Source organism: Pseudoalteromonas sp. M8, from assembly GCF_018141365.1.
Lineage (GTDB): Bacteria > Pseudomonadota > Gammaproteobacteria > Enterobacterales > Alteromonadaceae > Pseudoalteromonas.
The window spans coordinates 476,728-499,175 of record NZ_CP047239.1 but is presented as its reverse complement, the minus strand read 5'-3'; the positions used below and the strand labels follow the sequence as shown (position 1 = coordinate 499,175).

General features: G+C 41.6%; 11 protein-coding genes and 1 pseudogene. 5 read left to right on the top strand and 7 right to left on the bottom strand.

Annotated elements, in window-relative coordinates:
- Positions 1-140: 140 nt before the first annotated feature.
- The 3 genes and pseudogenes from GSF13_RS01995 to GSF13_RS01985 form a co-directional block, all read right to left on the bottom strand.
- Positions 141-2,303 carry a TonB-dependent siderophore receptor gene (locus GSF13_RS01995; RefSeq protein WP_206471121.1) on the bottom strand — a complete coding sequence of 721 codons (2,163 nt, stop codon included), beginning with the start codon at positions 2,301-2,303 and terminating at the stop codon, positions 141-143.
- Between the two features lie 126 nt (positions 2,304-2,429).
- A complete protein-coding gene (locus GSF13_RS01990; RefSeq protein WP_206471120.1) occupies positions 2,430-2,588 on the bottom strand; it encodes a DUF2256 domain-containing protein in 159 nt (52 codons plus the stop codon).
- A 563-nt stretch (positions 2,589-3,151) separates the two neighbouring features.
- Positions 3,152-5,418 (bottom strand): annotated as a pseudogene (locus GSF13_RS01985) (aminotransferase class V-fold PLP-dependent enzyme).
- A 255-nt stretch (positions 5,419-5,673) separates the two neighbouring features.
- On the opposite strand from GSF13_RS01985, the gene GSF13_RS01980 reads away from it, so the two are divergent.
- A complete protein-coding gene (locus tag GSF13_RS01980) occupies positions 5,674-6,576 on the top strand; it encodes a sulfite exporter TauE/SafE family protein (RefSeq protein ID WP_211865841.1) in 903 nt (300 codons plus the stop codon).
- Between the two features lie 267 nt (positions 6,577-6,843).
- Entirely contained in the window at positions 6,844-9,255 is a 2,412-nt protein-coding gene (locus tag GSF13_RS01975) for a TonB-dependent receptor (RefSeq protein ID WP_211865839.1), read from the top strand.
- Between the two features lie 105 nt (positions 9,256-9,360).
- Here the strand turns inward: GSF13_RS01975 and GSF13_RS01970 are convergent, their stop codons facing one another.
- The 4 genes from GSF13_RS01970 to GSF13_RS01955 form a co-directional block, all read right to left on the bottom strand.
- Positions 9,361-10,239 carry an AraC family transcriptional regulator gene (locus GSF13_RS01970; RefSeq protein ID WP_233525275.1) on the bottom strand — a complete coding sequence of 293 codons (879 nt, stop codon included), beginning with the start codon at positions 10,237-10,239 and terminating at the stop codon, positions 9,361-9,363.
- 166 nt (positions 10,240-10,405) lie between these two features.
- Positions 10,406-11,608, bottom strand: a complete 1,203-nt coding sequence (locus GSF13_RS01965; protein ID WP_010607500.1) for a response regulator — start codon at positions 11,606-11,608, stop codon at positions 10,406-10,408.
- Between the two features lie 46 nt (positions 11,609-11,654).
- Positions 11,655-12,860 (bottom strand): EAL domain-containing response regulator, encoded by a 1,206-nt coding sequence (locus GSF13_RS01960; protein WP_010607501.1) that lies wholly within the window; start codon positions 12,858-12,860, stop codon positions 11,655-11,657.
- Positions 12,861-12,889: 29 nt separating this feature from the next.
- Positions 12,890-17,584 carry an ATP-binding protein gene (locus tag GSF13_RS01955; protein ID WP_211865837.1) on the bottom strand — a complete coding sequence of 1,565 codons (4,695 nt, stop codon included), beginning with the start codon at positions 17,582-17,584 and terminating at the stop codon, positions 12,890-12,892.
- 74 nt (positions 17,585-17,658) lie between these two features.
- Between GSF13_RS01955 and GSF13_RS01950 the strand changes: the two genes are divergently transcribed.
- From GSF13_RS01950 to GSF13_RS01940, 3 genes are all read left to right on the top strand, one after another.
- Positions 17,659-18,144, top strand: a complete 486-nt coding sequence (locus tag GSF13_RS01950; protein ID WP_206471117.1) for a GAF domain-containing protein — start codon at positions 17,659-17,661, stop codon at positions 18,142-18,144.
- 506 nt (positions 18,145-18,650) lie between these two features.
- The gene (locus GSF13_RS01945) at positions 18,651-19,541 is read left to right on the top strand and encodes a cation diffusion facilitator family transporter (RefSeq protein WP_010375246.1); all 891 of its coding nucleotides are present in this window, start codon (positions 18,651-18,653) and stop codon (positions 19,539-19,541) included.
- Positions 19,542-19,658: 117 nt separating this feature from the next.
- A complete protein-coding gene (locus GSF13_RS01940) occupies positions 19,659-22,442 on the top strand; it encodes an ATP-binding protein (protein ID WP_211865835.1) in 2,784 nt (927 codons plus the stop codon).
- Positions 22,443-22,448: the final 6 nt, after the last annotated feature.

Sequence of the window (22,448 nt, the reverse complement as noted above, 5' to 3'; positions counted from 1 at the left end):
CTCTAAATCATGGTTTGTTGCATATAATAACCTAATTGCCCCTGTAGTAGGTAATGATTTTGAAATCATACAGTTGAGTTGATATTGAGAAAAATAAACGAGATAGGGCGGGACAAGGCCGCCTTATCTCGTAAAGGGGATTAAAACTTATACTTAACGTTAGCGCTGATAGTTCTACGTTGTCCATAGAAACAATCGCCACGGAACAAACAGCTGGTAATAACCGTTTTATCGGTGACATTATCGACTTGTAAACTGAATTGATATTGTTCAATGTCATAGCCAATCATCATATCAATAAGGTTAAAGTTATCAGTCACTAATTGCTGGTGTAGTGTTTGGCCGTTTAATTCAACTGTGCGACTGCCATCATAGGTTTTTCCTACATGTCGAATACCCGCGCCAAATTTTAGCCCTGGAAGCCATTCATCTGCGCGGTACGTCGCCCAAATTGAAGCTAAGTGCTTAGGTGTTGCTGAGAGCTGAGTATCATCTGTGATGAGCGTAACCAAATCTTGTGCTACATAGAGCTCTGTAGGTGACAGCGGAGAAACGTCTTGTTCCGTATCTAAATAAGAATATGCCGCATAGATATCAAGGTGCTGCCACTCAAGTTGGGCCTCAAGCTCTAACCCTTTTACCGTGATTTCACCGTCTTGTACTTCAAATTCGGGGGAAACTTTTCGTATTTGATTTTTGTCTTTAATTTCAAATACAGAGGCAGTGATAAGGTGTTCAGTACCCGTTGGCTGATATTTCAAGCCAAGTTCAACTTGCTCGCCCTCAAGCGGTTTATATGCGCCACCTTGTGGTTTTTGTCCAAATACAGCCTTAAATGATTCAGAATAGCTAGCATAGGGTGCTATGCCATTCTCAAACTGGTAAAGCAAACCGATCCGACCTGTAGTGGCATTCTGACTATTTTTTATTGCACCTGCTGTTTGCACTTGATTTGAAACGTCATCATAGCGAAGTGCCGCATTGAGTACCCAGCTGTTTACTTCCGCAGTAACTTGCGCATAAGCACCAAGCTGCTTGTTGTTTAGCGTATTTTCGGGGTTATCGACAACCGCTGTTGGTAACTCAGTGCTTAGTCCATACACTGGGTTATATAAGTCTAATGGTGCTGCAACGCCGCGGCCGCGATCAGAATCCGTATCCGCATTTTGGTAATCAACACCTGATACCATAGTGAGTTTAACCGCATCCAGTTCCAAATATTTATGGAATTGAAGATCCATCGTCACACTACGTGCACTTGAGTCGGTGAGGCTGGCGATACGCTTAACAGTGCGTTTGTCGGCTTCAAATTTTGGTGGCCAAGAATAAATGGTACGGTACTCGGATGAACTATCGCTGTAGCGACCGGAGAACTTAATATGTGTGTCTAAATCAAAGCTGTGCTCAACAATAGCGGTGATCGCTTGTTGCTCAGTATCATATTTATCCCAGCCAGGCTCGCTGACGAAACGCTCACTGGGAATTTGGCCGTATTTTGCAGGTAGAATAGTGCCTTCATGCGGGAAGAATTGCGTTGAAGAGCCTGATTCATTTCTCTGAAGGTTGGCAAGCAAGGTAATTTTAGTTTCATCTGAAGCAAGCCAGCTAAAGCTTGGTGCAAGCATCAGTGTGTTGTCATCAACATAATCGGTCTGCGTGCCGCTGTCTCGATACATGGCAACAGCACGTGCTTGATACTCTTGCTGCTCACCAAATGTGGTGTTGTAATCAAGTGCTAGTTGCTTACGGTCGTAGTTGCCCACTTGTGCCCAGATCTCACCTTCAGTGTCTGCTTTTGGTAATTTTGATACTGCGTTGACGATACCACCTGTAGACCCCTGTCCGTAAAGCACGGATGAAGGACCTTTTAAGATCTCTACGCTTTCAAGTGCATATGGGTTAGTACGGGTATTGTTGTAATTGCCAAACAATTTTTGCAGGCCATCAACATAGAGTAAGGGGTCGACGCCACGAATTTTAGACCAGTCGCCTCGAGTATCAACACCATATGGCCCATTATAAACACCTGCAACATACCCAATCGCATCTTGCAGCGTTTCTGCACCTAAATCAGAAATACGTTGCGCTGTTAATACCGAAACTGAGACAGGCGTTTTGACGATAGGAATTGCTGTTTTTGACGCGGTAGCACTAACGTACGAAATTAAGCCTCTTGGGCTAACTTCAATAATTTCAATGTCGTCTTTATCTTGTTTTGTTTGCTCTTGTGCAATTGCCGAGCAAGACAACGCCAATGCAACACTGGCAATAAGGCTTGGATATTTGTATTTAAATGAGCGCATGATTAATCCCTATGATCTAAGTTTGCGCAAATGATATTGTAGATGAGAGTGATTATCAATATTACTGTTCTGTAATTTGCAAATATTACAAAGCATTATTCTAGTTACAACATTCGCCACGTTTTGTTAATTGTTGTGCCCTATACTTGAGCGTCGCTCAGCAGCACAGCGCTTTGAGCAGTATTTAACGTTTTCCCAATCTCTTCGCCATTTTTTCCGCCAATAAAATGGGCGTTTGCAAATAGGACATACTTTATAAGGTAGGTTTACTTTCTTATGAGCCATTTGAGGTTTATACCAATTAGTCTTAATATTTGCTCAATTTGAAGGAGCCAATCTGACGCTAGCTGCGTTAAAAATTTCTCATTTAGAACAACTAAATAACCTGAGCTGCGGATAATTAATGCCTTTCTAGCAGCCAGTTTTAGCGCTAACTGCGTTGAATTCACTTCCAATAGCCAGCTATTGGTGCGTAAATTCGCCTTGCCTACAGGATGTAGGTACCTTAGCGAGAGCAGGACGCGGAAGCGGTGTTTTCCCTAAAACTCTCTGGCTAGACAAGGAAAAAACTAAGTTATTCTTTAGAAACAATGAGTTGGAACATTTCTTATCCAAACCTCAGGTTAAATAGCAAAATTTTCGTCTTGCCTACACGGATGTAGGTACCTTGGCGATAGCAGGACGCGGTAGCGAGGTTATCGACAAGGTTTCCTCGCCTCAAAATAGATCACTTAATTAAGCCAATTGGTATTAGTCATTTTTAGTATTCATACGGTAGTGATGAAAAGTGAGATCAAAAAAGCCCCATAGCGAGCGCTGTAGGGGCTTTAGAAAGGAAACAGTGAAGGTTATGCTGATGGGATGAGTGCATACCCTCCTTTTAAATGTCCGATATTATTAAAGCCGAGTCGTGCTAGCGCCTGTGCTGCAACTTGTGATCTACTGCCGCTGCGACACACCAACACCAACTCTTTCGTCTTGTCTTGGCTTTGTTTGCAAATAAAGTCAGTAAGGCGGGTTAGTGGCACATTTTGATCAAACGCTCTGTTGTGATTTAGAGCATATTCATGCGGTTCACGTATATCAATTAACAGCACACCTTCGTTGTTAGCGATGTGAGCATTGAGCTCTGTTGTGTTGTACTCGTGCAATTCAAATTGGTTTTTATTGCAAACCGTTGCGCCACACATGATCTCACTGCCAGCCTCATCAACAATGTTTTTGTCTATTTGCGCCTTTTTCTCAACAAATACATCAACCGCAATGTCATGTTGAAGCACACTATTTAATAGTAAATTTCGACTACACTCTGCCGCTAGGGTGGTTGCAAACTCATTGTTGTAGTCGTGACTTGGGCATAACAAGGTATCTGTGTCGATGAGCTGAGCAAGTAACTGAATGCTATTCAGCATCGCTTTTGGTGAGCTGGTGGAGAAGTTGGTTCTACCTAATGCCCCATCAGGATTAGGTCACCACAAAAAACGTATCTGATGGCGTACTTATCTTGTTGTTGCTCCAATAGCATAAAGGTGACGCTATCTTCCGTATGTCCTGGGGTGGTTAGTTTTGCAAGACGGTAGTGACCAATAACTAGCGCTTCAAGTGACTGGCCTTTATAGTCAATTTGTGTAGTTTGAGTTGGCCAGCCTAAATGGTCGCATGTTTGTTTTGGTAAATTCAGTGTGGTTCGACTCGATTCGTGATCGGCGTGCCCATGTGTATCAAGCGCAGCGAGCAGTGTTAGCTGCTGGCATTCCAATATCGTATTAAGACGTTCTACCAGCTCAGGAAGTGGATCGATAATAATCGCCGTTTTTGACTGCTTATCAGCAAACAACCAACAGCATGCACCACCCACTTTAAATTGTACTAGGCCGTCAAGCGCTTCTTTATTGTTAACGCCATTCGCCGCTTGCATGAGACAACTGTGACCGAGTGCCTGAGCACAATGGAGAATGCGCTCACACGCCGCGTCTATTTCAGTTTGGGTTGTGGCAGGACCAAAAGACAGTCGAATAGCCGATTCGCTTTGCCATGCAGGGAGTCCCATGGCATCTAGCACAAAACTGCGCGTTACCTTTGAACTGCACGCTGAGCCCGAGCTGACACGGATGTTTGCTGCGTCAAACAAATCCATGATTTCTTTTGAGCTAAATCCCGGAATTGCAAAGTTTAGTGTAGTCGGAACGCTATTACTGAAGTGATTATTAAATACAATAGTCGGGAACGCATCTTTGAGCGTTTGTGCTAGTTGATTTCGAAAATCGTGTAGTTTATCTACGCTTGCAAATTGGCTGTCATTTTCTTTTAGCAGTTCATCAAAAATCACATTCAGCGCGGCAAGGCCTGGTAAGTTTTCTGTCCCAGAGCGTAAACCGCTCTCTTGACCACCGCCAGCAATAAATGGCGTAAACGGCGCGGTTTCTCGAATATAAACAAAACCGATGCCTTTTGGTGCATAGAGCTTATGACCGCTAAAAGGTGCGTAGTCAATAGTTGTTCTCGCTAGGTTTAAATTGCGTTTACCCAGCGCCTGAACACAGTCAACCATCCAAAAAATATTTGAATTATGCTTTCTTATTACGTTTTCTAATTGGTTCAGGTCTTGATATACACCGGTTTCATTATTGACAGCCATAGTGCAAATCATTAGCGCATTAGGTACTTCATTTGCGATAAACGCTAAATCCAGATTACCTGCACCATCAACCGGAATGGCTTTGACATCGGCATTAATTTCTAAAATTTGATTCCAATGTTTAAGTGACTCTGGTACTGCTTTGTGTTCAGTTGCCCCGTAAAGTAGTGTATATTTTTTGTTTGGCTGTATCTTCTTTTTTGCTTCACAAAGGGCTGACAGTATGCCGGTTTGGATGCCCTCGGTTGCGCCACTGGTGAAAATCACTCGACCATGACCAGAACCCAGCACCGCACGTGCTTTTTGGCGAGTTTGTTCCATCAGTTGCTTAGCCTGTAGGCCTGTAATGTGGCTGCTGCTCGGGTTACCAAACATGGTTTTCATGGTAACCAATGCTGCGTCTGCTGCTTGCTCTAATACAGGGGTTGTTGCATTAGCATCTAGATATATTTGAGGTAACACCGATTCTACTGTCATGATTGTGCCTTTAGGTATAAGCAAATTACCGATATAACAAAAAGTAATAAGTAATTATTTATAGTTATAATAAGGGAGATAGGCGTGCGTTTCAACTATTGAGGATGTGTTTATTGCATTCAGGTGTATTCACTTTTAATGTAAATTTAATTTGAAAAAAGTGTATTCATCATGTTTAATTGCGTTCGCTCAAATACTAGATGAGTATGGTAACGGGTATTAATAAGGAAAGGCTCTTTGAGTAATGGATGAATAATGTTGCAACGAATAACAAAACCGACGATGTGGCCCTTATTTTTTACACTGGGTGTGTACGCTACGTTGATCTGGGTACAAGGCTTTTATCAAGCACTTAGTCAAATTATCAGTGAATCCCATATTGCGCTGACCATGGCGTTGGGATCGTTTGTGGCAGGTGGAACGGCATTAGGCGGTGGCGCCGTCGCCTTTCCTGTGATGACTAAATTATTAGACATAGATCCCGCTACGGCCAAGGTATTTTCTCTCGCGATACAAAGTTTTGGTATGACAGCGGCGACCATTACTATTTTCTGTCGCCGTATTCCGGTATATAAAAACGTTATTTTAATGGCGTTGCCAATGGCTGCGCTTGGTGTAACGCTCAGCCTATTGTATATCGCGCCTCTGGCACCAAGGCTCCTAGTTAAGTCTATTTTTAGTTTTTTGTTGCTCTGCTTTGCACTAACACTGATTTTGAGATGGTGGCGTAAGGCACATCATCAACCTAGCAGTGAGTTTATCCAACCTAAAATGCTACGCTTTATGGCCGTAGCGTTAATCGGAGGTATAGCGAGTGGATTAGTAGGGTCGGGTGCAGATATTGCACTCTTTGCCTTGTTGGTGATTGCTTATAATGCAGATGTGAAAAAGGCGACTGCAACCTCCGTCGTGGTGATGACGTTTACCTCATTGATTGGAAGTAGCATTAATGCGTGGCACCTCAATACGATCAGCAGTGAAATAAATGGCTATTTGCTAGCGGCAATACCGATTGTGGTCGTTGGTGCTCCATTAGGCGCTTATGTTTGTTCAAAAGTAAAAGTGGGGCATCTGGTCAGTTTTCTTTTAGTCTTGATTGGGCTTGAAGTGAGCTTTACCTGTTATGAGTTATATCCGACGCTGCTAGGATTGTTTTAATCTAACGCGGTTTACAAAATTGGGTAAGCCGCGAAGCGAGCAAATAACGAAGTTAGATTACGCTCGCTAAATAAAAATATCCATCTGTTACACTTTATTATCATCTTTTCGTGTATTGCAAAAAACATTACATTTTTAAAATGTAAATGATAGTTGTTATCATTACTATTGTTTTGCTAAACTTCGCCCCCTCTCTGATAAATTATTTTCTGAAATAGGTATTTGGCTTATTTCACCACTATCCAATTGCGTAGTTTGGAGTTAAAAATGCAATACTCTCGCTCTTCTGTTCTTTCCGCCTCATGCGTTGCGGTTAAGTTGGCTTTACTAGGTGCAAGCACAACGGCTTTTGCTTCTGAAGACATAGAAAAAATCAGTGTTTATGGCAAACATAATAAAATTATTTTGCAATCTGGAACTGCAACTAAGTCCAATATGGATCTTATGCAGACCCCCGCCGCGGTTGTTGTTGTTGACAAAGAGCTACTAGATTCGCAAAGCGCAGCGACTTTACAAGAAGCACTACGCAACGTAAGTGGTTTGTCTCAGGCCGGTAATAACTACGGCATTGGTGATTCACTAATGGTTCGTGGCCTAGGCGTAAACTATACCTACGATGGTATGTATGGTGGTGCTGACTTAGGGAACAGCTTTAACCCAACACGCTCCTTAACCAATATCGAAAGTATTGAAGTGTTAAAAGGTCCTGCTACAGGCCTTTATGGTATTGGTGCTGCAGGTGGTGTAGTTAACTTAGTTGAGAAAAAGCCACAGTTTGAACAAGCGCTCTCAATTAACGGTAAAGTGGGCGCATGGAATACTTATGGTTTGGGCGTTGATTTTACAGATGCAATTACTGACAAGCTTGCCTACCGTGTTGTTGCAAACCATGAGCGTAGCGACGGCTATCGAGATCTAGAATCTAATAGAGACGAAATCTATGCAAGCTTACGTTTCGACCCAAGCAGCGAGCACTCATTTTTACTTTCAGCGGCCTATATTGATGATTCGCAACAAGTAGATTCAATTGGCGATCCGGTACGGATTATTAACTGGGATAGCATTACTGGGCAACCAGGACTGGTTACAGCTGATCGCTTGCCAAATGACCCACAATATGATGCTGAGAAAGGTAAGTGGTTAGGTGTACAGCTGAATGATGAACAGCGCGCGCAACTTGCTGAGTCAATTCGTATTGGCGATGGCCTAAAGCCTTTCAATCTTGGCGATGGGAATCTGATTTCTCCTTTATCTCGTCCTAATGAAGGTGAAGAGTTACGGATAAAGCTTCGTCACGATTGGTACTTAAATCGCAACTCGAAGCTAACCCAGCAGGTATTATGGCGTAGCTATGATTCTGATTTTGTTCGCCAAACAGGTGCTTACAATTATGTTTATTGGGAGCGCAATGGTGTGATCAATGCAAACCCAAGAGCTCCGCTTGTGATTGATGATGTGCTATATCCTTATGCGGCTCGCCGTCAAGAGTATCGCCGTCAAGTTGCCAGCGAAAAAACTTGGCAGTACTTTGCTGATTTACAGTTAACTTGGGATATGGCTTCTTTGAGCGGTGAGCATTTAGTCAGCGTTAACTATGAAAATCGTGATATGCGCTTAAAAAGTTGGTCTGCATATGATGCCGATGGTAAAGGTTCAATTCCATATATCTTAGACATTCGCAGTCCAAACTGGCCAACAGGCGAATTCGAGGATTATAACCCATCGCTACGTAGTAACTACGATAAAACGCTTACGGCGTATGGCATTAGTGCACAAGAAGTGGTGTATATCACTGATGCACTAACTGCTCGCGCTGGTCTTGCATATACTAGCGTTGAACAAAAATATCAGCATTTAGGTACTGATCGTTCACCAGAAGAGAGTGAAGAGCTGGACACGGATGATGCAGGTATGACGTATAATATTGGCTTGAATTATCAAGTGACCTCTCAGCTTTCGGCTTTTGTAAATATGGCAAAAGGTCGTACTGCATACAGTGTACTGGGTAGTCTAGAAAATGAAGCTGATGCAAATCGTAAAAACAGACCTGACTCGGAATCTGAAACGTTAGATATTGGTGTGCGTTTTACTGCCTTTGATGAAGATTTATTGGGCTCATTAGTGTGGTTCGAAACTAAACGCACAAACCTAATGTATAACAACCCTGAGTATAACGAGCAGCCAGGTGACGACTACAATGTCAGCGTTCCACGCTATTTCTTCGATGATGAAGATGAGTCAAAAGGTGTAGAGCTTGACTTAAATTTAGCATTGAATGACCAAATCAGTGTGAATATGAACGCGACTTATCAAGATGCTGTTGAGATCCGTTCGAATGAACGCTCAGGTCAAATGAAAGGGGTACCGAAAAAGTTTGCCAGCACGTGGGTGAAGTATACCCAGCCAGCTAATTGGTTTGGAGGGACTCTAGAGTACAGTCTTGGAATTAACTATGAGAGTGAACGAACAATTAACTCTGTTTCTTTCGGCCTGCCTACGGCAACTATTGATGGTTATACTCGCTGGGATGCTGCAATTAAGTTCGATGCTGAGCAGTTCGATATTCAGCTAAACCTTGAAAACTTAACTGACGAGCGTTATTACAGTAAAGCATTGTTCTTAGGTGGCACGCCTGGCAACGAGCGAAATGCTAAATTGAGCTTTAACTATAGGTTCTAATTGGTTCGCAAATAAATAAGGAGGGAAGTCCCTCCTTATTCTTTCTAAGCAGTCGATGCTTAGTCGCGTTTAGATTAGTTAACCCCTGAACAGGATAAAAGTCAGTTATTTAATGTAACAAGTGATACGAGTGAGAAGCTCGTGTGGTGGTGTATCTCTAACATCATTTAAGTATTCTTCGATAACAGGCACATCGGCAGGTTCGAACTCACTGTTAGGTAACCATTGTCCAAACAGGTACTCGTAAGGCGTTTCAAGAGAAGCATAGTCACCTTGGTAAAGTAGGCTAGCTGTTTTGCCCGATGGAATGGCGAATTCACAAAGCCCCTCTGGGAGAGATGCGGTTGTCTTTGGCACTAAAATTGTTGCCATTGATTTTAGTTTGCTTTCCTCGACGGTTTTTGGGTCGTCAAAATATACACCAAAGAAACGCGTATCCGCACCTAATAAGCCTTGTTGCTGCGCCAGTACGTTTAATTTTTCAAATGCTTGACCGATTTGCATGTAATCGCCATGGTGCTCAAGTCCGATTAACGTCATTTGCTCATTACTGCCTATTTCTACATTAAACATATTCGAATCCTCTTCTACCTTAATGATATAAAACTCGGCCGCACAGCCTTTTGCCTTGGCCTGTTCATGTTGGCGAAATAGGCTAGGTGGTTGCTTATATCGTTGAGAAAATGCTCGGCTAAACGCTTCAATACTTGCATAACCGGTCTGCTCAGCCACCTTTGCAATGGAGTCTTGGGTGCGAATTAACATACCTGCAGCAACATGTAGTCGCATTCTTCTTACGGTTGCATTGATGGTTTCCCCAGCGATTGAGCGATAAACACGGTGAAAGTGATAAGTCGACATATGGCATTGATCAGCAAGCGTGATCACATCAAGTTCGCGATTAATATTGTTATAGATGTAATCAATAACAATATTTAAGCGAGTAGTGTATTGGCTCAGGGTTGTTGCTTTTCTAGTCATCATTCACTTCATTGTTGGTTTATGCGGCCACTTTTACCAATTCGCCTCAAAATAGATCACTTAATTAGGCGAATTGGTATTACAACTCCGAAACTTACGTCAGAGTTGATATGGCTTATCATGGCAGAACTCGATTTGATAATGTTTGCTGATTTGTACTTTACGCAACTTATTGGTTTTCCGTAAGTGCTTTTTCCACAGCTTTTAAAATAGATGATTTGGTAGACGGTTTGGTGATGTACCCAGTGAGCCCCAAAGACGCCCACTTTCTGATTATATCTTTGTTTTTATTGCTGGTTAGCGCAATGATAGGAAGTTTTTTACAATGTGGAATATTGCGAATATTTTTGGTTGTATTGTAGCCATCAAGCTCTGGCATAAATAAGTCCATAAATACCATGGTGAATTTATGTTTTCTCAATGTTTTTATAGCACCTAACCCGCTGGTTTCACAGTCTACTTTATACCCCTCATCACGTAGGATCTTGGCTATCATCTCTCGATAAATTTCGTTGTCTTCCACCACCATTATTTTTACTTCTTCTTGCTTGGTTTCAAGCGCTTTTGGTTCGCTAACATCAACCTCACCGGTATCACCTACTGGCAATACATTTTGCGCTAATTGCGCGCACTTAGAGTTGTCTTTTTCGCTCAGCAATGCTGTAAGCTCAGCGATAGAGAATTGTTTATCTTTCAATCTTTTTGTTAATTCATGAACGCTATCTGCCAATTGGTGTTCTAGTTCATCCAGCAGTGGCGATAAGTGTTTTTGTTTTAATTCATTTAGCAAGTCATCTTGAACTTTATTAATCCCTTTTTCATTGTCGAGATTACGTCTTACCGTTTGTAGCGTCTCATCCGCTTTTTGATGATACAAAGCTGCATCATCAATCAATTGCTTTAGCTTGTCATCTATGCGACCAAAATGCTCCTCTCTGATTTTAGCAACCTCAGACGTGCCTTCCGTACGAACCAAAGCATTATGTAAGATCATACGAAATCGGTAGTTCTCATACATCGGTTTGTAGACAAAATAATCGGTAAAAATACCTTTCATACAACATCGAAAGGCCACGCCTGACTCTTTGTTTTCACACAGTAAAATATTTTCATGAGCATAGTTAAGTAAGCCATGCTTGGCGAGCAAACTATAGATTTCGACGCTTTTTGCGACAGTCTTTCGAGCAATAACAATGACATCTGGTGGAGACTCAGTTAGCACTTCAGCTACTTCTTTATGACTAGTGAGAGTACGGTATTCATTGACTTGAGAAGCAACAATATCAACAACGCCAGTCATTTCTGCAGGATCGTCGCAAATAATAATCACTTTTGGATGTCGTTGTGCGTGTTCAACGTCTTTTTTATGCATAGATTCCCTCTAACTATGAGAGTATATCAAAGCCTATTAAATTTAATTATTTACTAGAATGAGACTTTTGCAATGCGGATTCAGAGACAGTTTGCAAAAACTCCGACGGGGTACAAGGTGGGTAGTAATAATAGCCTTGAACCGATTCTACTTCGTAACTTTGTACAACGACTAGGTCCTCAATCTCTTCGACACCCTCAGCGACGACCTCTAGTCCAAGTTGGTGAGCCATCTCACAGGTGCTCGCGATAATGACGCGTTTGTTTGGTTGCGTTGAGCAGCCATCAACAAAGCATCTATCGATTTTGAGTTCATCAAACGGTAACTCGTTGAGCTGCTTAATAGAAGAATACCCTGTACCAAAGTCGTCAATAGACAGCTTAAAGCCTTTAAGTTTTAAACGCAGCAACACATCAAGCGCACGCTTGATGTTATCTAACAAGTGACTCTCAGTTAACTCTAGAGTGATTTGAGAGGTGGGGGTGCAATACTCTTCGCATATAGACTCGAGTTTTTCTGGGAGTTTTATGTCTTCTAGCTCTTTCACGCTCAAATTAATGCTGAATTGAAGCGCTTTAAGAATATCTCGATTATAGCTAAGCAAGGACAAGGTTTGTTTCAACAGGCTATAGGATAGCAGGTGAATTAATTCGTTCTCTTCCATTGTCGCGATAAACTGTGAAGGAGGCACAGTGCCATCGGTACTATGATGCCATCTTGCAAGCACTTCTGCGCCAATGATTGCACCGGATGAACTTGCGACTTTAGGTTGAAAATACGCACAAAACTCTTCTCGCAATAATCCCTCATAGATCTCATCTTTACTATAGTTTTGTAGAGCGTGTTGGGACTTTGTGGATGTATTTTGAGACTGAAGCTGACTGTAAAGTTCTTTTAGCTTAGTTGCAGAAAGTGGCTTTTCTAAACTAGATATAATGGTGAGGCCATGAAGCTCTGCCAGTGCAGCGGTATTTTTGATAAATAGACCTTTTTCACCACTTAGCAAAGCGATAGGTGCTTGGATACTTAGTTCGGCAAATTTCCGCAATATCTCTACGCCATCCATTTGCGGCATGTTGATATCAAGTAAAATAAGGGAAGCTTGATGGAGTTCTTGACTTTCTAATGCAGACAGCCCGCTGTTAAACCCTTTAAAGGCGCACGGTGTCTGGTTAGAAATCAACAATTGCAATTGTGTGAGAATAAGCTCGCTATCATCAATCGCAATAATAAGGTGCTTTTCATTTATCATACATACTAGACCTGAATTTTTAGCACGTGTTACGTGAGATCTTCCACATTAAGTATAGAAGCGATTTCAGCTTGTGCATTATCAAAAAGCATCAAACATTGATTCAATAAATTTTCAATTTTTATCTGCTTACCTTCACCTGCTGCATGTTCAAGTTCTGCCATTTTTTCAGAGAGTTGTGTTGCGCCGACAGCCTTCGCCGAGGTTTTCCCTTGATGTGCAATATTCTTGACACTTTCAGGATGTTCTAGGTCTACCCCTTGTAACAGTTTTTTCGTGTCGTCGACAAAGCTTCTTAAGAAAATACTCTGTAACTCTTTATCTGTACCTACATATTCACTGAGTATCACCAAGTCGATATGTCTGGTTGGCGCATCTAGTTCCTCCATCAATGAGGAAGCATGCTCTGCTTCTTGGCTGTTTGCTGGAATGTTGCTCGAAAACCATTTTTTTAGCTTTTTGTTTAATTTCTGCAAGACAATGGGCTTTGCAATGTAATCGTCCATCCCGGCGTTAAAGCAAATATCTTTCTCACCGTCTAACGCATTAGCCGTTGCAGCAATGATAGGAATGTGCTCTAGATTGCGTTCACGTTCATGCTCGCGACGTTGTTTTGCGAATTCATAGCCATCCATCACAGGCATATGGCAGTCTGAAATAATAAGCGAAAAGTGATACTGTTCGAGTAGCTGCAAGGCAACTTTACCATTGTCGGCAATAATGCATTGATAGCCTAGCAGAGCTAGCTGTCTTTTGAATAAATCCTGATTATAAACATTGTCCTCGACGACTAAGATAAGCTTGTTTAGTGCTTGGGCATCATTAATTGTGGGTAGTGCCTTAGATTTAGTCTCGCTGTCGTCACTTGTTGATTCACTGTCAATTAGCCCTTCTAAGGTGGCGATGTGTGAAACGACTTTATAAGCGTAATAAGGATATAGCGCGAGGTTTGAGACGTTGATATTGTTTGCATGCGGAAGCTTGTCCTGATTATTGTCTAGTAAAATATACTTGCACTCGCTTTCCGCGATGAAAACTTCTTTTCCTTCTGTAGTGAGTTGTTGGAAGGCTTCTGCAGTGATAACGAGATAATCAAATTGTTGACTATCAATCAGTTGCGCGTTAAACAGTTCTCGAGGGAATATTTCACATTGGGCTTCATAGATGCGCAGTTGATTTTGCAGGTCTTTTTCAAATTTGTCCTCGTCGCCCACCACAGCAATTTTTAGTCTGTCTAAGGTTAAGCTAATATCACGGGTTTGTTTTGGCACTTCACAGTATGGCAGAGTAACAATAAAGTTACTGCCAAAACCCTCGAGGCTTCTACAGTCAATTTCCCCTTCCATCATGGCTACAAGTTTGTGGGTAATGGAAAGGCCCAGTCCGGTGCCGCCATATTGGCGTTGAATACTGCTATCTGCTTGAACAAATGGTTTAAAAAGGTTTTCTACTTGTTCTTCGGACATACCTTTACCATTGTCTTTCACGCTAATTTCCATATAACCATCATCGGGAGAGCGCCCAATAGTCACTTCTACAAAGCCAGCGGCGGTTGCAGTAGTTTTGGTGAATTTTAACGCGTTACCGATTAGGTTTAATAAAATTTGGCGCAGTCTAACTGGATCTCCTAATTGCCAATTAGGTAACTGTGGCGAAAGATAAAAGGCAAGCTTGAGCTTTTTAGAGTCCGCTTGATATGCAAGGAGCTCCGCGAGTTCTCTAATAATTTCTTGCCAGCTAAATGGCGTAGATTCAAGTTGCATTTTCCCTGCTTCGATTTTTGAAAAGTCTAATATGTCGTTAATTATTCGAAGTAGTACTAATGCTGAGCTTTTTGCGACTTTGGTGAGGTGAGATTGCTCGTGATCAAGGTTAGACTGGGCGAGAATATCCAGCATGCCTACCACGCCGTTCATCGGCGTTCTTATCTCGTGACTCATTGTTGCTAGGAACCGAGACTTTGCTTCACTTGCTTGCTCTGCTTTTATGCGAGCTTGCTCAAGCTCTGCAGAAAAGTTGATACTTTTAGTAATATCATTCTGATAGATGAGGGTGTATTTCCCTGAATCTGTGGTGATGTTTTTCACTAACACGTTGAACCAGTGCAGGATATCTTCACTGACATACTGGCACGTTGTTAGTGCTTGATACTGTTCTTTGTCTTTTGCCTCTTCTAACATGGACAGTAATTCGCTATTGTCTGTCATTGGAAGCTGGGTAATAAATGCTATAACGTCAGAGCCTTTGTTGAGAGAGCTTCCCATGAATTGGTATTCGTTGTGATCAGTTCTTTTGATGTGTTCGTTAAACTGGTTCAGCATGGCTATATGCTGGTCTTCATCAATTAGCAGGATAAATGCTGGGAATGAATCAATGGCTTCTTGAAGCAGCTTTTCTGTCGACTTTTGGACTTTGAGTAAATGCTGCGCTGACATTCTTTCCACATCCGCTTCATGCATTTTTTCTAGGGCCGCTTTTCTCGCGGCAACGAGTTCTTTTTGTATTCTCTTTTGGCGATTGTTTTCATTAACTTGATTCGTTACATCTTTTACAACCCCGACAACAAACTGCGAATTTTCACTTGAGTAGTATTTTAAATTGAGAATGACATTTAGGTATCTAGTTGAAGATTCGTCTCTTATTGTCAATTGAAGTTCACTAGATTGATCGTGAGTTAAGGAGCGTAAGTTTGATTGTAACTTCTTCCTATTGCCATTATCGAGTAACTTTATAATTGGTTTTAAGTTATGGTACTCAAGTTTGGGAGTTAAGTTAAACAGCGTCCTAAATCCTTCTGAGGTATGTGCTACGTGTTGTCCAACAGGCACCTCAAAACTACCGATAGCGGCAAGCTTTTCAGATGAATTCAATAAAGTTTGACGCTTTTGAATCGCGTCTTTTGCAGCTTGCTTGTCTAATTTAGCTTTTTGTTGGGCACGATAGCTAATTGCTAAACCAAATAAGCAAAATGCAACTAATGACAACACCTGCCAGATAAACTTAATTTCTATGGTGTAGAAGAGATCTTGATTAAATGCTTCACGTGAATAAGCATAAGCACCCACTTGAAGTTCTTGATCCCAGATTTTTGCACTTAGAAAGTCGGTTTGGTCAATATTATTAGTAAGCAGTAATTGACTTAGTGGAGTATGCGTGCCGCTAATTTTAATCGCCTCGACTTCCTGCATAGTGTAGTAACCCGATGCGTTTTCTAGGCGAGTATCAAGGCTGAGTTCTAGGCTGCCAAGTAAGACATCCAGCTGAACTTCGTACCAATACAGTGTTTCTGTCAGCCCCTTATCGGACAGCCCAAGACCCGCCATAATCAATATTCGATGGCCATCATTACCCTTTATAATTTGTGTAACTACCCCTCCACGGTGCAAACTTTCTTGATATTGAGAATAAAACGACGCGATCTGGCTTTTGTCTACATACTGAGTGTTATTAAGATTATTAACGGCTAGCGTTTGCAACTGAGACGGTTTAGCGAGATCGGCATTGGTGCTAATACTGGCATACCTAAGGCTTTCAACATGTGGCTTGTACCATAGCGTTTTAAGGTGGTTTATACGCTCCAATGAGTGGTTGTTCAGCTGCCTAAGAGTTTGTACTTCAGAGAGGTATAATAGCTGCTTTTGACTTGCAAAATGTTCCACAAATAGCACGGCAAGTACTGACGAAAATATCACAATGAGTTGTGCGGTTTGTGTTCTAAGCGGTGCCGTTTTATATATTTTTAATTCGGTAAACGCTCTAATCAATAGGCAAATTAAAATGATATAAAGCAGCGCAATGATCAAAGAGATAATGAGTGAGGTTTGAGCTCGCTCTTGTGAATTTTGCATAGATGCGGCAGCAGAGTCCTTCATATATTCAAGTAAATTCAGGCTGCCACTAGCGAGCAAGTTCAAATAGGCAGTACTGTTATCCCACCACACATAGTGTGGTAAGTTGATTTCAGCTCCACGGCTAAAGCGGTTTAGGGCTGAGGTGACATAGTCATACTCTCTAGACGCCGTAGCGGCATTGTATAGCTGTACGGTATTTTGATTATCTTTGAGGCTGTCCATCAGTGTGACATGAGTGGCGTAGTATTGTAGCGCGCTTCTCATTGCACTTAATCTAGTGGGCTCTTCATCTGCCGTTAGGTATCGGCTGATCTTAGCTCTGAGTCTGCCCCCTAACTCAATTGCTCTGATAAGTGTGTGAATATTCTGGTACTGTGTTCTATTCTCATTGCTACCAAAATTATGGATGAAGGACTGCTCAGTTTGTATGGTTCGGACTGTATCGATTAAGTGATTAATCAAAATCGTGTAGCGAAGAAATAGTTGCTCGTGGTTGATATTTGCCTGTCTATTGAGCTTTCTCAGTGTTTGTATATCGTCTTTTATGGTCAATTGAAACTGATCGAAGTTATTAATGCTCGTGAGTTTTTCAGCAGTGAGTCTTATTATTTTTTCGTCCGTTTCCTGATAATATGCCAGTAGTCGCGCGTCGTGTTCTTCTTCGGACTTAAACCCCGTAGACATGCCGCGTTCACGTTGCAGACTAAAGATCACTTCAATCGCTTTATCTAGGGCGGAAAGGTTGTTGTAGTATAAAGTCAGACTCTGGTGAACTACACGATTTTTATTAAACTCGTTAATTTCAAGGTAAAAACCACTTAAGCAGACTAGGGAAAAAAGAGTTAGGGAGATTATTTTAAAATACTTGCTCACATTTGCCACCTGCGTTATCTCACAAAACAAACTATAGTAGAAATATAAACACTGTCTAATTAAGTAAGTAGATTATGAAAATCCCTGAGGTACCTAAAAACGAACCTGCTAGGTTACATGCGCTTAGGGAGCTTGCGATACTCGATACAAAACCAACACTTGAATTGGACCGAATTACTCAATTTACTGCCCATGTTTTTGATGCTCCAATTGCATTGGTGAGTCTTGTTGACAAGAACAGGCAATGGTTTAAATCTCGCTTTGGATTGGATGCTGAGCAAACGTCTCGCGATGTTTCATTTTGTGGTCATGCAATATTAGAAGACACGGTATTTGTGGTTCATGATACGCTCGAAGATCCTCGCTTTATGGATAACCCTTTGGTGTTAAATGCCCCTCATATTCGATTTTATGCTGGTGCTCCTATCATATTGTCCAGCGGTTTTCGCGTTGGGACCGTATGTGTTATCGATATAGAACCCCGAGAGTTGAGTGAAGCTGATTGTGAAATATTAAAGCAAATCGCAACCGACGTTGTGACTCAGTTGGAAAAAATCTAATTGTACTTTACCGCAAGTAAAAGCGATGGGTGTCAAAATTTTCTATAAAGTCGGCCGTTACAGCCGCAAATGTTAGTGCATTTAGCTCGTGGAAACGTTACAATTGAGACTGTATATCATTGCCATTTAGGGCAATGTTTAAACGATAACTAACCTGAGGTTTAGATGAGGAATGAGGTAACTCATTGTTTCTAAAGTAACATTAAATTACTACCTTATCTAGCCAGAGAGTTTTGATGATAACTAGGCGAATTTGCGCACCAATAGCTGGCTATTGGAAGTGAATTCAACGTAGTTAGCGCTAAAGTTGGCTGCTAGAAAGGCATTAATTATCCTAAGCTCAGGTTAACTACGTATATTTCTAGATTTATTTCTGTATTTTTGAATCACAGCTTTTTCCTACACGGTATAAAAAGATAAGGTGAGGTGCATTTAGTCAAGTGGCTCCATCTTATGCTGTGGTTGTACGTAGCATCTTATATTAAATTAGGTACACGACTCATTTCATGACAGATATCACTACGCATCAAGCTTCTCGCCGAAGATTATTGATTGCGCTTGCAATCACTTGCTCTTTTATGATCATTCAAGTTATTGGTGCTTATTACGCTAATTCTCTCGCTGTGTTAGCTGATGCTGGACACTTGTTTGTGCACAATAGTTCTTTATTTATCGCGTTGATAGCGTCAAGTGTGGCAGTTTATCTTGCTAAAACATATAACGATGGTTACAAGCGTGCTGAATATACCGGTGGACTTATCAATGGCATTCTCTACCTTTCAATTGCGGTAATTATCTTGCTCGAAGGGAGTGAGCGATTGTCTCATCATGCGGGCGGTCATGACCTAGAGGTGAATAGCTATTTAATGTCTATGATTGCTGCAATTGGGTTTTTGTTTCATGGGGCCTCCGCTTGGGTGCTGTACAAAGGCCGTAAAGACAGTATTAACGTCTATGCTGTTTTCTTGCACTCATTTTTTGATTTACTGTCCACCATATCGACATTTATCGCAGGTGTGATTATACACCTCACAGGCTGGGAGGTGGTTGATATTCTCTCGAGCATGCTGATTTCTGTCTTTGTATTGTTCACAGGAATTAAGGTGATAATTGCTTGTCTTAAAGGACTTGCTACACCCCCAGAAGTTTTACCTACGGTTCAAGAAGTTGAGAGAACGATTGTGTCTACGGAGCATGTTGAAAGCGCCCATAATATTACGGTTAGCAAAATTGATGGGGCGGTTGTCGTTGGTGCACATGTGGTATTAAAGCATCACTGTACTATCGAATCTCATGATTCAGCGTGTCGCGTGGAAGTGGAAGAAGCGTTGAAAAAGTCCTTTAATGTGCTGAGTAGTGTGCTACAAATAGAGAGCCATGACTGCCCTCATCATTAGGGAAAATAAACCCAATGTGTGATATATTTTTTAGTTATTTGTTGCACTACCTTGGCAGGTTTTAAAATATTTTTTATTGTTATACATAGGCAATATCAAAAACCGGTGATGTAACATTTGAATCAAAAGCAAGCGCTCATCATAACTTTAGTCTTAGGTGTACTTGGCGGGCTGGCCAATCTGTTGCCAATTTGGTTTTTGGATAGTTCTGAATTCCTTTTTGGCCAGCTGTTTGTATTATTTATCCTGCTGCTATGCGGATGGCGCTATGCCATCATCGCTGTGATTATAGGTGCCGGTTTTATTTGGTATCGATGGGAGCATGCTTGGCCTTCTGTGGTTTTTTTCTTCGAAGTGTTGTGGCTTCACTTTGTCTGCGTCCGTTTCGCCAAGCCATTTTTTGTTCGGGGTATCGTTTATTGGATTTTGTTGGGGTTACCTGCATTATTTATTTTTGGCTATTTTGCCCTCGAACTGCCGTTACTCGTTATATTCACTGCACTTGCTAAGTACCTAATCAACGCTGGTATTTGCCTCGCTGTGGTCGACTTGCTGAGCTTTTTCTTTACTCGCAGCAAATGGCAAGGGATGCCGCTCAATCAAATTCTGAATTCTACCGTCAACCTTGTTATCGTTTTAGTTGTATTAATGACAACCGTCGTGCTGACAAACAATTACTATAAAAGAATTGAAGCAGAGATAAAAACACAGCTTGAAGAAGCCTCCGGTTCTATTGTCGCTCAAATTGATGACTACCTTGATGCATACCGTCGCGCGATGGTGATATCCGCAACGGATGTATCCTTAGGGATTGATGCTGATTATGTTATTGAGCGGTTGCTAAAAACTCATGCTAATTTTAGAACCGCGATTGTTGCGGACAAAGATGCTAATGTTACTCACCTTTATCCGCAGCATTTTGCTGAGACGATGAAGGGAACAAACGCCAATGTGTCAGATAGAGACTACTTTATTAAAGCTCCCGAATACCCAGAAGGATTTGTTTCAGGCATATTTCAAGGACGTGGTTTTGATGAAGCGCCTATTGTCGCAATTTCAGCACCAATCTTTATCGCTGAAGAGTTTAGGGGGATTGTGGAAGGGTCTTTAATATTTGGTTCATTTGAACGCTTTATTCCAAAAATTCTTGCTGAAGATGCCAATTTGATTGTGTTGGATAAACACAAAAGGGTTGTCTATAGCTCGTTAAAGACCGAATTTAAAACCCTAGATATGCCAAGTGATGTGGTGTTGCAAGCCCTATTTGATAAGGAATCCTCAACTTTTGAAGACTCGACTGAGCAGATCTTATTTAAACAAACTGCGGTATCTAAACAATATGAATGGTCAGTTATCACTATGCTTGACCGTAAATATCTTAACTTAGTTGCTGCTGAAGCTTGGTCAGATGCATTGGGACTTGCGCTTGCGATTATTGTATTGAGCTCTATTTTTGTCCGTCAGCTCACGCGATTGTTGGTGCGTCCAATTGTGGCGCTCAGTCATGATATTCGTGCTTACGAACCTTCAACTTTAATCGAAAATTCGGCTAATGCAGACAGCAGCTTTCTAGAAATAATTGAGTTGCAGCAACAGTTCAATCAGCTGGCTTTTAAGCTAACACTGAGTTTTACAAAACAAAACCAAGCCAGCCTAGAAAACGAAAGACTTAACCGCAAGCTTACCGACTTCAATCGTGAGTTAGAGCAACAAGTTGCTGAGAAAACGGAAGAGCTAACCAAAGCCGTAGAAGCCGCTAACGCTGCTAATCATTCCAAGAGCCGGTTCCTCGCCAATATGAGTCATGAAATTAGAACGCCGTTAAATGGAATTATCGGTATGTCGGATAGCTTGATCAGAGAGCAAAGTCTTAGCAATGAGATGGCAGACCAAATAACAATTATACGGCAGTCGGCAAAGAACCTGATGCTTATCCTCAATGATATTTTGGATTATTCTAAAATTGAGGCGGGGGCTTTGAAAATAGAACGCCGGGCAGTGAATTTACAAGAAATGCTCGACAGTCTGGTCAGCATTTTCAAAATTTCTAACGTCAGATATGGTGTTGAGTTTAAGTACGAGAAGGGGGCTGAACTCCCTACATACCTTGAGTTAGATGAACTACGCGTGTCACAAGTGGTAAATAATTTACTCAGCAATGCTGGAAAGTTTACCAACAAAGGCCACATAACACTTTCCGTCCATTATGAGAGTGGGATGTTAAAGTTTACTGTTGCTGACACTGGAATTGGCATTTCAAAAGCGCAACAGGAAACGTTGTTCCATGAGTTTACTCAGGCAGACCTTTCAACCACAAGAAAGTTTGGTGGTACCGGACTTGGCTTAGCTATTTCTAAAAAACTAGTCGAAGCGATGCATGGCGAGATAAGCATTCACAGTGAACTTGGGCTCGGTAGTAAATTCTATGTAGATATTCCAGCTTCAAAAGGGCAGGGGGTTAAGAGAGAGCAACAAGAAGTAGGGGCTCCTGATTTTAATGGCCTCGATGTTCTATTGGTAGAAGACAATAAAATTAACCAAGTGGTTGTTGGTAAGTTGCTAGAGAAAACGCACTGCTTGTTAGATAAAGTGGACGACGGAGTCGAAGCTTTAGTTGCAATGAAGGCGAAAAACTATGCCTTGGTTTTAATGGATTGCCAAATGCCGAATATGGACGGCTTTGCTTGTACCAAAGCGATCAGAAACGAGCCAAATATATACGGCAATCCACATATTATTGCGATAACAGCGAACGCCTACGAAGAAGATAAACAAAAATGTATCCAGGCAGGCATGGATGATTTTATTGCTAAACCCATTGATATTAACGAACTTTATCAAAAGCTTAGTGAATGGCAGCGCTCAGAACTGCCTGGTAGTGAAACGCAAGATAAGGGCTAACGCTTA